The organism is Bosea sp. F3-2 (assembly GCF_008253865.1).
Classification (GTDB): domain Bacteria; phylum Pseudomonadota; class Alphaproteobacteria; order Rhizobiales; family Beijerinckiaceae; genus Allobosea.
This window is the reverse complement of sequence record NZ_CP042331.1, coordinates 3,008,177-3,021,125: the sequence shown is the minus strand read 5'-3', so window position 1 is coordinate 3,021,125 and position 12,949 is coordinate 3,008,177. Positions and strand designations below refer to the sequence as shown.

Below are 12,949 nucleotides of genomic sequence, written 5' to 3'. Positions count from 1 at the left end.
ACTACCGCATTCGCGCGCGAAACGGAAGCTTCCCGACGGTTCCGACGCGAGATTCGATGAGTTCCTCCCCGACGCCGTTCTGGCGGCCCGATGTTCATGCCGACCGCCGCCCGGCGCTTCTGGCGCGCGGGCGGATCAAGGCGGCGCTGCGGCGCTGGTTCGAGGCTGATGACTTCATCGAGGTCGAGGCGGCGATCCTGCAGCTCTCGCCCGGCAACGAGACGCATCTGCACGGTTTCGGCACGACGCTGATCGACAACGCGGCCGAAGGCCACCCCTATTACCTGCACACTTCCCCGGAATTTGCGGCCAAGAAGCTGCTGGCGGCAGGCGAGACCCGCATCTTCGATTTCGCCCGCGTCTTTCGCAACCGCGAGCGCACGGCGCTGCACCACCCCGAATTCACCATGCTGGAATGGTATCGCGCCGGCGAGGATTACGCGGTGCTGATGCAGGATTGCGCGGCGCTGATGGCCGAGGCCGCCCGTGCGGCTGGCGCCTCCGTGCTCCGCTGGCGCGATGTCGAGGCCGACCCCTTCGCCGAGCCCGAGCGGTTGACCCTGCACGATGCCTTCGCCCGCCATGCCGGCATCGACCTGCTCTCGACCATCTCGCCCAATGGTGCGACGGACCGCGTCGCGCTGGCCGATCAGGCCGTTGTGGCTGGCATCCGGTTAGCCGTGGACGACAGCTGGTCGGACATCTTCAGCCGGGTGCTCTCCGAGCGCATCGAGCCGCATCTCGGCCGCGGCCGTGCCACGATCCTCTGCGAATACCCGATCAGCGAGGCCGCGCTCGCCCGGCCGAAGCCCGGTGATCCGCGCGTGGCCGAGCGCTTCGAGCTCTATGCCTGCGGCGTCGAGCTGGCCAATGCCTTCGGCGAGCTCACCGACCCGGCCGAGCAGCGCCGCCGTTTTGAGGCCGATATGGACGAGAAGGAGCGCATCTATGGCGAGCGCTATCCGATCGATGCCGATTTCCTGGAGGCGCTGGCGCTGATGCCGGCGGCGTCCGGCATCGCGCTCGGCTTCGACCGGCTCGTCATGCTCTGCGTCGGCGCGCGCCGGATCGAGGATGTGCTCTGGACGCCGGTCGCGGAACCGGGCAGGGGAGGGGCATGACCATTCACCAGCCCCCCGGAGGCCAGCCGCTGCGCAGCATCGACGCGCTCGTCGAGGCCGGCCTTGCCGCGCCCGCGCGCCGCGAGGCGCTGCAGGCGGTGGCCGAGCGCTATGCCGTCTCGGTGACGCCGGCTGTCGCCGGGTTGATCGATCCCACCGATCCGGCAGACCCGATCGCGCGCCAGTTCGTCCCGGATGCGGCCGAGCTCGTGACCCTGCCGCAGGAGCTGGCCGACCCGATCGGCGACGATGCCCACTCGCCGGTCGAGGGCGTGGTGCATCGTTATCCCGACCGAGCCTTGCTCAAGCTCGTCCATGCCTGCCCGGTCTATTGTCGCTTCTGCTTCCGCCGCGAGATGGTCGGCCCCGGTGGCGACGCGCTGACGGGTCGGAAGCTTGACGCGGCGCTCGCCTATCTTGCCTCCCGTCCCGAGATCTGGGAGGTGATCATGACCGGCGGCGACCCTTTCATCCTCTCCACTCGCCGCATTCGCGAGGTCGCGAAGCGCCTCGCCGCCATCCCGCATATCAAGGTCGCGCGCTGGCACACGCGCGTGCCGGTGGTCGATCCCGACCGGATCACGCCCGACTACGCGAGGGCGCTGCGCATCCCCGGCAAGGCGAGCTACATCGCGATCCATGCGAACCATCCGCGCGAATTCACCGACGCTGCCCGCGCGGCCATCGCGACGCTGGCCGATGCCGGCCATGTACTGCTCAGCCAGTCCGTGCTGCTCAAGGGCGTCAATGCCGATGTCGACACGCTCGGCGCCCTGATGCGCGCCTTCGTCGAGAACCGCATCAAACCCTATTATCTGCACCACCCTGATCTCGCGCCGGGCACCTCGCATTTCCGGCTGTCGCTGGAGGAGGGACAGGCTCTGGTCAAAAGCCTGCGCGGCCACCTTTCGGGGCTGTGCCAGCCGACTTATATCCTCGACATCCCCGGCGGCGCCGGCAAGATCCCGGTCGGTCCCGCCTTCCTTTCCGGCTGCGAGACGCCGGGCGCGGAGGCCATCGCCGAAGACCGGCATGGCGGGCAGCATCTCTACCCGCCCGCCTGATACGAAGGACATCGACATGCAGGACAAGCTGCCGCTCGTGATCGTCTCCGACATCGCCTGTCCCTGGTGCTTCATCGGCAAGGCGCGGCTGGAGACGGCGCTGGCCCGCTACGGCCTGACCGAGCGTTTCGCCATCACCTGGCTGCCCTACGAGCTGAACCCGGAGATGCCCGAGGAGGGCATGGACCGCACGCAATATCTCGAAACCAAGTTCGGCCCGGGCAAGCGCAAGGAAATCGAGCTTCGGCTGTCCGAGGCGGCGCTGGAGAGCGGCGTCACCTTCAACTGGGCGAAGGTGACGAAGAGCGTCAACACCCGCATGGCCCATATGCTGATCGCCGCCGCCTCGACGGTGCAGCGCGGCGGCGACATGACGGCCGCCCTGTTCAAGGCCTACTGGCAGGATGGGCGCGACATCGGCGATCTCGAGACGCTGGTCCAGATCGCGGTCGAGCAGGGTTTCGACGAACAGGCCGCCCGCGACGAACTCGCCAATGACGAGCTGCGCGAGACCGTGATCGGGCTGGAGGATCACGCCCGCAAGGTTGGCGTCAACGGCGTGCCCTTCTTCATCGTGGACGGCAAACTCGCGCTCTCGGGCGCGCAGCCGCCGGAAGTCTGGGCTCAGGCCTTCCAGCAGGTTCTGGCGGCGCAACAGCAACCGGAGATGCCGCAGTTCTGAGCGACGGCGATCTCGGCGCGCGCCGTCAGGCATGCGCCAGATGGACCACGGCCGGCGCCGCGAGCGCGACACCCGACAGGAACAGCAGGACGAAGACGATCCGCCGCAGCGCCGTCGGCGAGATGGCAGGCGGGCGGCGGCGAGCGAGATGCGTCGCCGCCATGACGACGGGCACCGCCAGCAATCCCGAAAGCACCGAGGCCGAGGGGATCTGCCCGGAAGCGGCCACCAGCCCGGTGCGGCAGAGCGCGTTGAGGGCGAACACCGTCACCAGCGTCTCGCGGATCGTCACCAGCGTCATCGGCTGCCGGTAGAAGTGGTAGACCAGCGGCGGGCCGGAGGTGGAGAACATCCCGCCCATCAGCCCGGCGACGCTGCCGAAGAACAGGAAGCTCGGCGCGCCCGACCGCTGCTTCCGCGGCTGTGGCTTGCGCGCGAGCTGCAGGCTCGAGACGATGATGACAAAGCCGAGCGCCAGCCTGAGCCAGTCGGCCTGGCTGTCGGCCAGCCATTCGAGCAGCCGGTAGCCGATGAAGAGCGAAGGCAGGCTCGCGGCCATCACCAGCCAGAATTCGCGCCAGGCGACGTCGCGCCAGCCCTTCAGCAACATCTGCGTTGCGTTGACCAGGGTCAGCAGGCTGACGAGCATTGCCGCATCGGGCAGCGAGATCAGCCCGGATAGCCCGACGCCGCCCATGGTGATCAGGCCGAAGGCGAAACCCGTCAACGTCTGGGCATAGGCCGCAACGCCGGTCAGCAACAGGAAGCCGATCAGCGCGGCCAAAGACATTGTCGGCTGTCCCCAGAGAACGGAGCGTGAGCCCTAAGGCATCGGCGCGCCGTCCGGAATCCGTTTTCCGGCAAAGCTGATGTGCGCTGAGGGATCGCTATCGCCTTGTCATGGCGCCGTCGCGTTTCCGTTGCCCTCAGGCCACGCGGCCCTCCGTTTTGCTGGTCACGAATGCGGCCAAAGGTTGACTTGACTGGGGCTGGGAGGGCACCATCGACCGGCTCGCGATCAATCTACAGCAGGAGCGGCGAAGATGCTGTCGATCCCGAACCGCGCAGCCGTATGTATTTTCGGCTTTGCGCTTTCCGGCTGCATGCAGTCGATGCCGACCGCCGAGACGATCACTCGGCCAACCATGGAAGCCTTCACGCGGCTTAGCTCGTGGACGCCCTGGCGCTCGCCTCCCGAACAACCTCCGCCGGTGGTCGTCGCCGCGCAAAACCCGCCTCCGGCGGTCGAGCCCGTCGAGGAGCAGCCGGTGGCGCCAGCGGTCCGGCCTCAGCCGAAGCCCAGGCCCGTCGTCCACCACACGCCGCAACTCGCGTCGTCGCGCACGCGACCTGTGACCCCGGCTCCGGTCCCAGCCATCATCCCTGCTGCTGCAGTGACGCCGATCCCCACGACCGCACCGACGGCCTCGCCGCTGCTGCCGGCCAGGGTGACCTGTCAGACCGCGAGCCAGCCCGGCGAGCGTGTGCGGATGGAGTGCACGCCGGTCGAGTGACTGACCGGCATTTGGGCGTGGTGCAGCCTGACCGGACGCGTGTTTCTGACCGACGCATTGGTCAGGGACAGGTGCTCTTGCTGCGGCGTGGTGTCCACGAAGCCGCTTGGTAAGGAACAACCCCTGCGGTCCGGGCTTCCTAATGTATGCCCCCTCGCAGGAAACCACCGCTGGATTTTTGGCTCTGGCTCGCCGTCATCGGGCTCGTCGTGATTGTGGGTGTGGCATCACTGCAGTTTCCGGCGCGCATCGCGCCGCCACTCCCGGCGGCCGCTGGCCACGGCCAAGAGCGATAGACCAGAAAGCCCCGCACGGGGGCGGGGCTTTCGATGGTCAGCTTGTGTGGCGATATCGCTCGACCGCGCGCCGCTTCAGATCATCTTCGTCTTCCGCGACCGCGACCAGTGCTGCGACGATATAGGCCAGTCTGGTTCGCCCTTGCTCGTCAAACACGTCGGCATTGGCTGGTTTGACGTCCTTCCAGGCTGCTTCCAGCGCCGCCTGGGCTCGAGCGAGGTCAACAGGATCATTCAGCGACGAGAATGGCACGTCTCCTTCCCCTCAATCCATCCGCGCCGGCAAATTTAGGAGTGAGGCTGCCGACTGCAAGCACGAAAAAGCCTCGCCGGCATGCACCGGCGAGGCAATAAGCCATGCGATCAACCCTCGCCGAGTTCGCTTCTCGGCGAAAGCCTACGGGCGCTTAGCTGCGATACCAGGCCGCGAGGTTCCAGGTATCGACGTCCCAACCGGAATGGTCGTGAGAGAGGTTGTTCGCCGAGGCGACAACCTTCTTGCGCGACAGGATCGGCAGGATGACGTTGGCCTCGCAGAAGACCTCGTTGACCTTGATCAAGAGCGCGGCGCGCTTGGCCGGGTCGAGCTCCTTCTGGGCGGCCTTGTAAGCCTCGTCGGCAGCCGGATCGGTATAGCGCGAGACGTTGCGACCCAGCCACTTGTTCTCCTTGTTGGCGACTTCCCAGGAGGTGAACTGGTTGAGGAAGCGCTCCGGATCGGGCTGCGGCTGCGTGGTCGTATACATCTCCATGTCGACATAGAGCTTGGTGTAGGTGTCGGGGTTGGCGACGTCCGACGAGAAGAACACCGAAGCCGTGACCGACTTGAGCTCGAGGTCGATGCCGGCGCGCTGGCAGGCCTGCTTGATGATGGCCTGGACCTTCTGGCGCGGAGCGTTGATCGAGGTCTGGTAGACGTATTTGAGCCTCTTGCCGTCCTTCTCGCGGATGCCGTCCGAGCCCTTCTTCCAGCCGGCCTCGTCGAGGATCTTGTTGGCCTTCTCGATGCTGAACTCGTATTTCAGCTTCTGCGACTTGAACTGCTTGGGCTCGTTGACGAAGCTCGCCGTCGCGGAGCCGGCGCGGCCATAGATGAACTTCTGGATCGAGTCGCGGTCGATCAAGAGGTTGATCGCCTGGCGCACGGCCGGGTCCGACAGGGTCGGGTGCTTGGTCTTGACGCTCGAGCGCTCGCCATCGACCTCGGTCCAGGGATCGGTCGTGTTCAGCGTGATGAACTCGATGTCGCCAGCCGCCGCCGCGCTGATCTTGCCGCGACCACCGGTCTCCATGCGCTTGAGGACCTCGTCCTCGACCAGCGTGTCCCAGGCATAGTCGTATTCGCCGGTCTGCAGCACGGCACGCGCCGCCGAGACCGCGTCACCACCGCCCTTGATCTCGAACGTGTCGAAATGCGGCTGGCTCTTGACGTGGTAGTCCTCGTTGCGGGTGCCGGTGAGGATGTCGCCGGGCTTGAAGTCGGCGAACTTGTAGGGGCCGGTGCCGACGGGCTTCAGATTCGCCGGAGCCTCGCGCGACTTGGCGCCCTTGTAGTCACCGAAGTGATGCTTCGGAATGATCATGCCGGCAACACCGACGAAGGGGTCGGCCCAGAACGGCGTCGGCTTGGCGAAGGTCACCTTGACGGTGAGGTCGTCGACCTTCTCGACCTTGATGTCCTTGTAGGCGCCCGAGGTGTAGGCGGCCGTCGCCGGATCGGCGGCGTATTCCCAGGTGAAGACGACATCGTCGGCGGTGAGCGGCTTGCCGTCATGCCACTTCACGCCCGGCTTCAGCTTCCAGATGACGGTGGTGCCGTCCTCGGAGAGGCCGCCATTGGCGCGCGTCGGAACCTCAGCCGCGAGCTGCGGGATGAGGTTGCCTTCCTTGTCCCAGCCGGCGAGCGGCTCGTAGAAGACGCGCGAGGCGATCTGATCCTTGGTGCCCGAGGCGAAATGCGGGTTGAGCAGGGTGGGCGCCTGCCAGAGCAGCATCTTCAGCGGCCCGCCGCCGCCGGCCTTGGTCGGCTTGTATTCGAGCGTGGCGTTCGCCATCGCCACATCGTTCCAGGCCAGGATCTGGCTCGCGATCGGGGCGGTGATGCCCAGCGCCGCCATTCGCTGCATGAAGGAACGCCGCGACAGGCGGCCCTCTTTCAGGTTATCGACCTCTTCCTGGATATATTGACTGCTCATAACTGACCTTCGCATTGCGCCGGCTAGATATCGACCAGAAATGGATCAGTATCAGCCTTGTTTTTACTCGGTCCAAGGCATGGTAATGCCTTGATCGCGACTCACCTCGTACGGGCCGCGACCTTAAGCCCATCTTAAGGCGTTTGCAGGGGATGGTAGGGTTGCTTGCGGCGCATGGCAGGCGCCCAGGTTTTGCGGATGTCACGGCCAAGGGCGGCGCGGCTTTGGCGTCCGAGTGCCCGTCAGCAAGTCTCGCGCCCGGCACGTCGGCGGAGGGCCGATCAGCCCTCCGCTTTTGTCATGGGAGCCTAGCTCCAGAAGCCTTCTTGATAGGCGCGAGGCGAGAACTCCTTGTCGTCCCGCTGTTCCTCGCGATCATCCCGACGCTCGCTTTGTGTCTCACATGCGCAGTCGGAATCGTGCCGTTCCAGCATCAGATCTCTCCTTTCAGGTTGTGAGGGAGGGTGCCTTGGGCGTCACGAATATGGGCATTTATGTTGCAGTGCACAAGGCGTGGGCGGCATGGCTGGGTTGCCAGCAATGTTGGAACAATACAGCTAGGGCTACGTTGTTGCGGTTCGCCGCGACGCGGCCCTAAGGATTGGATACCAGATGAAACAAGCGACCCTTTTTTCGAGCATTGCTGGCGCCTTCGCGATCGCCGGCGCGGTGATCGCCTCGCCCGCGGCAGCCGGCGCCCAGGATTTGCCCGCGAGCGTCGCAGCCGGCCTCGATAGGCAGCCGGTCGAGTACAGCATGACCGCCGCCAAGGAGCGTCGCTTGATGATCATGCAGGAAACCATGCGTCAGCAGCGCTATGGCCGTGGCGGATACGGCTATGGGCGCGGCTACGGCCCGCGGCCTCACTATGGCTACGGCCCCGGTTATGGTCCCCGCCCTGGCTATGGCTATCGTCGCGGCTACTACGAGCGTTGGTGATCGATTAGCTTTCGCCGGTGGCATCCTGCGCGGAGGGAATTGATCCTCCGCGGCGCTTCTGACGGGGTGCTGGCGCTCGCCGGACGGTCTCGCTTGCATCCGGCTTCGAATCGTGCGCCTTCCCGCGAAACGCAGGGAGCCGGCCGATGCAGAAGATCAATGATGTCCGCGACCGCCTGATCGTCGCCCTCGACGTGCCGACCGTGTGGGATGCCTACCGCCTGGTCTCGACGCTCGGCGACGGCGTCACCTTCTACAAGATCGGCTATCGCCTCGCCTTCGCCGGCGGGCTCGACTTGGCGCGCCAACTCGTTGCCGAGGGCAAGAAGGTCTTCCTCGACCTCAAGCTCCACGACATCGGCAATACCGTGACCGAAGGCGTCGACTCGCTGACCAAGCTCGGCGTCACCTTCCTCACCGTCCATGCCTATCCGCAGACCATGCGCGGGGCGGTCGAGGGGCGCGGCGATGCGGCGCTCAAGCTGCTCGCGGTCACGGCGCTGACCTCTTACGACGACGGCGACCTGCGCGATGCCGGCTATGGGCTGGCGGTGCGCGATCTCGTGCGCCTGCGCGCCGAGCAGGCCCGCACGGCCGGCATTGACGGCATCGTCTGCTCGGCCGCCGAGACGGAGATCGTGCGGCAGGTCATCGGTCCCGACATGGTCATCGTCACGCCGGGCATTCGTCCCGCGGGCAGCGCCGCCGGTGACCAGAAGCGCACGCTGACCCCGGCCGAGGCGATCCGCGTCGGCGCCGATCATCTCGTGGTCGGGCGTCCCATCATCCGCGCGGCAGACCCGCGCGCCGCGGCGGGCGCGGTCATGGACGAGATCGTCGCGGCTTCGTAAGCTTCGGCCCGAACCCGATTCAGCCAACGGATAGCACCATGCCCAAGGGATATGTCATCGGCCGCGCCAAGGTCACCGACGCGACCAAATGGGGAACCTATGCCGCCAAGGCTTCCGAGGTGATGAAGATCTATGGCGGCACGCCGATCGTGCGCGGCGGTCAGATGACCGTGGGCGAAGGCGAAGGGCGCGCCCGCAACATCATCATCGAATTCGCCGATTTCGCCTCGGCGCGCGCCTATCTGTTCTCGCCGGAATATGCCGAGGCCCGCAAGCTGCGCGAGGGCGCCGGCGAGATCGATCTCGTCGCCGTCGAAGGGGCCTGAGCCATGGCCAAGGGTTACTGGATCGCGCGCGTCGACGTCGAGAACGACGAAGCCTATGCCCGCTATCGTTCGTTGAACGCCGTTGCCTTCGCCAAATACGGCGCGAAGTTCATCGTCCGCGGCGGCGAATACAAGCTCGCCCGCGGCGAGGGCCGCAAGCACAACGTCGTCATCGAGTTCAAGGACGAGGCGACGGCGCGCGCCTGCTACGCTTCGCCTGAATACCAGGAGGCTATGAAGCACCTGAGCGCCGCCGGCAAATCCGACCTCATCATCATCGGCGGCTATGAAGGCCCGCAGCCAGGCGAATGAACTTGGCCGAGCGCGACCTCGCACGGGAGTCGCTGACCGCCATCGGCGTGATCAGCGGCACCTCGATGGACGCCATCGACGTGTCACTGGTGACGAGCGACGGGCGTGATGCCGTCTCCTTCGGGGCCGGCGCCTCCTATCCCTATCGCGACGAGACGCGCCGCACGCTGCAAGCCGTCATCGCCGATGCCGAGCGCGCCTCAGCGGAGCCGCTCGCCGAGCTCGAAGCCGCGGTGACGGCCGACCACCTCGCAGCCATCCGCAGCTACGTTGCCGACCGGCACCTCGACTGGTCGGATATCGATCTCGTCGGCCTGCATGGCCAGACCATCTACCATCGGCCGGAGCGGCGCTTCACCCGCCAGCTCATCGACGGGCAGGCGGTGGCCGATGCACTCGGCATTCCCGCCGTCGATCGCTTCCGCCACGCCGATGTCGCGGCCGGCGGCGAAGGCGCGCCCTTTGCGCCGCTCTATCACCGCGCCCTGGCGCAGCGGCTGGAGCAGCCGGTGATGGTGCTGAATCTCGGCGGCGTCGGTAACGTCACCTATATCGACGGCGAGACTGTCATCGCCTTCGATACCGGCCCGGCGAGCGCGATCCTCGATGATTTCGTCCTGCGCCGCCTCGGCCGCCCCTATGATGCGGACGGTGTGCTGGCCGCGAGCGGGCGCATCCATGACGACCTCGTCGCCGGCTTCATGGCCAATCCCTTCTTCGACCGGCCGGCGCCGAAGTCGCTCGACCGCAACGATTTCCATCGCCGCGCCCAGGTTGTCGAGGGGCTCTCGGATGCCGATGGCGCAGCGACGTTGGCAGCCTTCACCGTCGAAAGCATCGTGGCTGCGCTGCGCCATGTGCCGCGCGCGCCCAAGCGCTGGCTCGTCGGTGGCGGCGGCCGGCTCAACCGGCATTTCATGGCGCGGCTCGGTCGGCGGCTCGGCGTCCCGGTCGAGCCCGTCGAGATCGTAGGGTGGGACGGCGATGCGCTGGAAGCGCAGATCTTCGCCTATTTCGCGATCCGTTCGGTCAAGGGACTGCCGCTCAGCCTGCCCTCCACGACAGGCGTTCCAGTGCCGATGACGGGAGGCGAGCTTCATCGGCCCCTGGATCGCCGCGCGTCCAGTCGGACGCGATAACGGCGATCCATGTATTTGGTATCGCATCGGATTTTTCCGAAAAGTGGATTCCACTTTTCGGTCCGATGCTATAGCTCACAATTGAGCATGACTGTCATGCCTCCGTCATTTGGAGGATGAGGAGCCCGCCGAGCTCTGCCTACATGTGCGTCGGGTGAGCGACGAGAGGAAGCTTCGTCGCTTGGAGGTGGCGTTGGCAGGGCCGAGCTCTGCCCGGCAGGAGCCGAACTCAGCGCGGCTGAAGGGGTAGGGCCGCGCTGCGCAGCAGCGAGACGAGCTGGCTTTGCTGGCGGGTGTTGGTCTTCTGGAAAATCCGCGCCAAATGCGTGCGGGCGGTCGAGATTCTCACGCCTTGGGCTACGGCCGCTTCCGTCAGAGACAATCCGCTCGCCAGGGCGGACGCAAACTTGGCTTCGGTATCGGTCAAATCGAAGAGCTGGCGCGTGCAGGCGACGATGTCGCTCGCCGTCTCGAGGCGCCTGAGCGCGATCATGACCAGACCGTGTGGCCGATGGAGCGCCGGGGAGGGCGCCGCAGGCATGATGCAGGCCGAAAGCGAATGACCGCCGTCGCCGCCATGCAGGATCATGCTCGCCTGATGGTTTGCGAGCGGGTCGCGAGACAAGCGCAAAGCTCCGTCGATCAGCTGTCGAAGCCGCCGCTGGTCGCCCGGCTGGCGGGCGTAGAGGCGCCCTTGGCGCAACCCGATCGGCCCGTCCGGCTCGGCCAGGATTTCGTCGGCGCCCTCATTGGCGTAGGAAATCCGCATCTCCGCATCGAGGATCGCGATGCCCAGCGCCAGCCGGTCGAGCGCGCCGCGCGCTTCGTCGCGCTGGATGGTGACTCGGCCGATATGACGGCGCAGCTCCACCACGCGCCGCAGCACCGGGTAGAGCTTGCGCAGCAGCGCCGCGTCCTGGTCGTCGAAGCTGTCCTGGCTGCGGCCGCGCTGCACGTCGAAGAACCAGAAGGCCTGCCCCTTCTCCGCCAAACGGCAGGCCATGCCGCCATACATGTCCTGCGGCTGCATCCACTCCTGCCAGATGCGCGAGCGCCGCAGGGGCTCGACGCCCAGGACTTGGTGATCCTTGTAGACTTCTCCGAGCGGGATGCCGCGCAGCGCCATGCCCATCTCGGCAAATTCCGGCGCCAGCTCGCCGAAGAAATGTTCCTGCAAGGCGTCGTCGGGATTGGTGGCGTAGGCGACCCAGTCTTCCGGGTCGGGGCCAATGCTGGTGAAGCAGGCTTTCGAGCCATTGAAGAGCCGGCGCATCGTCTCGGCGGCGACCGGCATCTGTTCCTCGTCCATCGCGCCGGCCAGCAACTGGTCGATCGCAGTCATGACGGTATCGACATCGGGATGCGCCATGAACCCTCCCAATTGCGATGGACCAAGCCTGATCTTTCCAGGGTCACGTTAGCAGCATGGGTGGGTCACGAAAAGTCCAAAAGAAATCCAAAGTTTTACGCAATTTGCGGCGCGTTTTCGCGAGCAAGGATGCCTATGAGCTCGGCGATTTCGGTTGGCCGGGGCAGGGCGTCGAAGACACCGTGTCGCGTCGTCGTCAGCGCGCCGGCAGCGGCGGCGTGGCGCAGCGCCTCAGTGAGCGGGCGGCCCTCGGCCAGGCGAACGCCGAGCGTCGCAGCGAAGGCATCGCCGGCGCCAAGCGCGTCGACCGTAGCGACAGGGAAACTGGCCTGTACGACAGGTTCCTCATCCGCAGCGATCGCTATGGCGCCGGCTGCGCCGCGGGTCAGCACGACGAGCCTTGGGCCGCGCTTCAGGATCGCCGGGCCGAGTTCTGCGATGAAGCGCTCCGGCGTGGCGATGTCCGCGTCCGGCCCGTCGAACGTCGCGGCAAGGCTGCGAGCTTCGGTTTCGTTGACGATGAGAACCGAGGTCGAGCTGAGGATGTCCTCCGGCACGGGTCGGAAAGGCGAGGGGTTGAGCAGGGTTGGCACGCCCGCCCGGTGCGCCAGAGCGAAGGCCTCGCGGATGGGAGCGTCCGCGATCTCGAATTGTGCTGCGACGAGGGAGGCTGCTGCGATCGCACTGGCCTTCTCGCGGATATGTACCTCCGAAAGGGCCAGGTTGGCACCGGGTGCGATGGCGAGGCTGGTCTCGCCAGCCGCGTCGATGAAGGCGACGCCGCTCCCGGTCGGCCCGTCGAGGCGGACGAGCATGGCCTCCGGCAGATCGGCGCGCGCCAGCGCCGTGGGGGCGAAACTGGCGGCCAGATCGTTGCCCACCGCGAGAAGCCCGTCGACCATGGTGCCGAGGCGGCGCGCCATGATCGCCTGGTTCAGCCCCTTGCCGCCGGGTTCGATGGTCACGCGCTCGGCGGCCATCGATTCCCCAGGCCACGGAAAACGCCCGACTTTCGCCGAACAGGCGAGGACGAAGCTTCCCAGAATGAAGATCGGCTTGTCGAGCATAGAGGCTGTTATGAACCTTGGGACCGATTTGATGAGGTCAAAACCGCAGAGATGGGAGGAGCATCGCGCCGCCG

Annotated in this window: 14 protein-coding genes; 9 read left to right on the top strand and 5 right to left on the bottom strand. The window is 66.3% G+C overall.

The annotated features are described in order from the left end of the window. The first annotated feature begins 56 nt into the window (after nt 1–56). From epmA to FQV39_RS13950, 3 genes are read left to right on the top strand one after another with little or no spacing between them, the layout of a single operon-like run. Nucleotides 57–1,121 (top strand): EF-P lysine aminoacylase EpmA, encoded by a 1,065-nt coding sequence (epmA, locus tag FQV39_RS13960; RefSeq protein ID WP_149130846.1) that lies wholly within the window; start codon nt 57–59, stop codon nt 1,119–1,121. After that, nucleotides 1,118–2,185 carry a lysine-2,3-aminomutase-like protein gene (locus tag FQV39_RS13955; RefSeq protein WP_149130845.1) on the top strand — a complete coding sequence of 356 codons (1,068 nt, stop codon included), beginning with the start codon at nt 1,118–1,120 and terminating at the stop codon, nt 2,183–2,185. The genes epmA and FQV39_RS13955 overlap by 4 nt, the downstream gene beginning before the upstream one ends. Further along, a complete protein-coding gene (locus tag FQV39_RS13950) occupies nt 2,154–2,867 on the top strand; it encodes a DsbA family oxidoreductase (protein ID WP_149130844.1) in 714 nt (237 codons plus the stop codon). Before FQV39_RS13955 ends, FQV39_RS13950 begins: the two co-directional genes overlap by 32 nt. A gap of 25 nt (nt 2,868–2,892) precedes the next feature. Here FQV39_RS13950 and FQV39_RS13945 read toward each other — a convergent pair whose 3' ends face one another. After that, entirely contained in the window at nt 2,893–3,657 is a 765-nt protein-coding gene (locus FQV39_RS13945; protein WP_149130843.1) for a sulfite exporter TauE/SafE family protein, read from the bottom strand. Between the two features lie 253 nt (nt 3,658–3,910). On the opposite strand from FQV39_RS13945, the gene FQV39_RS13940 reads away from it, so the two are divergent. Continuing rightward, nucleotides 3,911–4,381, top strand: coding sequence for a hypothetical protein (locus FQV39_RS13940; RefSeq protein ID WP_149130842.1), 471 nt, complete (start codon nt 3,911–3,913; stop codon nt 4,379–4,381). Between the two features lie 333 nt (nt 4,382–4,714). Here FQV39_RS13940 and FQV39_RS13935 read toward each other — a convergent pair whose 3' ends face one another. Beyond that, complete coding sequence (locus tag FQV39_RS13935; RefSeq protein WP_149130841.1) at nt 4,715–4,930, bottom strand: hypothetical protein; 216 nt, start codon at nt 4,928–4,930, stop codon at nt 4,715–4,717. Nucleotides 4,931–5,084: 154 nt separating this feature from the next. Continuing rightward, on the bottom strand, nt 5,085–6,872 hold the full coding sequence (locus FQV39_RS13930) for a peptide ABC transporter substrate-binding protein (protein ID WP_149130840.1): 1,788 nt from the start codon (nt 6,870–6,872) through the stop codon (nt 5,085–5,087). A 612-nt stretch (nt 6,873–7,484) separates the two neighbouring features. Between FQV39_RS13930 and FQV39_RS13925 the strand changes: the two genes are divergently transcribed. From FQV39_RS13925 to FQV39_RS13905, 5 genes are all read left to right on the top strand, one after another. Next, entirely contained in the window at nt 7,485–7,811 is a 327-nt protein-coding gene (locus FQV39_RS13925) for a hypothetical protein (protein ID WP_149130839.1), read from the top strand. Nucleotides 7,812–7,957: 146 nt separating this feature from the next. After that, entirely contained in the window at nt 7,958–8,662 is a 705-nt protein-coding gene (gene pyrF, locus FQV39_RS13920; RefSeq protein ID WP_149130838.1) for an orotidine-5'-phosphate decarboxylase, read from the top strand. Nucleotides 8,663–8,700: 38 nt separating this feature from the next. Continuing rightward, nucleotides 8,701–8,988 (top strand): DUF1330 domain-containing protein, encoded by a 288-nt coding sequence (locus FQV39_RS13915; RefSeq protein ID WP_149130837.1) that lies wholly within the window; start codon nt 8,701–8,703, stop codon nt 8,986–8,988. A 3-nt stretch (nt 8,989–8,991) separates the two neighbouring features. Further along, nucleotides 8,992–9,300, top strand: a complete 309-nt coding sequence (locus FQV39_RS13910) for a DUF1330 domain-containing protein (RefSeq protein WP_149130836.1) — start codon at nt 8,992–8,994, stop codon at nt 9,298–9,300. Between the two features lie 2 nt (nt 9,301–9,302). Further along, a complete protein-coding gene (locus tag FQV39_RS13905) occupies nt 9,303–10,439 on the top strand; it encodes an anhydro-N-acetylmuramic acid kinase (RefSeq protein WP_248313366.1) in 1,137 nt (378 codons plus the stop codon). Between the two features lie 229 nt (nt 10,440–10,668). On the opposite strand, the gene FQV39_RS13900 is transcribed toward FQV39_RS13905, so the two are convergent. Next, complete coding sequence (locus tag FQV39_RS13900) at nt 10,669–11,808, bottom strand: helix-turn-helix transcriptional regulator (RefSeq protein WP_149130834.1); 1,140 nt, start codon at nt 11,806–11,808, stop codon at nt 10,669–10,671. 95 nt (nt 11,809–11,903) lie between these two features. Further along, complete coding sequence (locus FQV39_RS13895; RefSeq protein ID WP_149130833.1) at nt 11,904–12,875, bottom strand: PfkB family carbohydrate kinase; 972 nt, start codon at nt 12,873–12,875, stop codon at nt 11,904–11,906. Between the last annotated feature and the right edge of the window lie 74 nt (nt 12,876–12,949).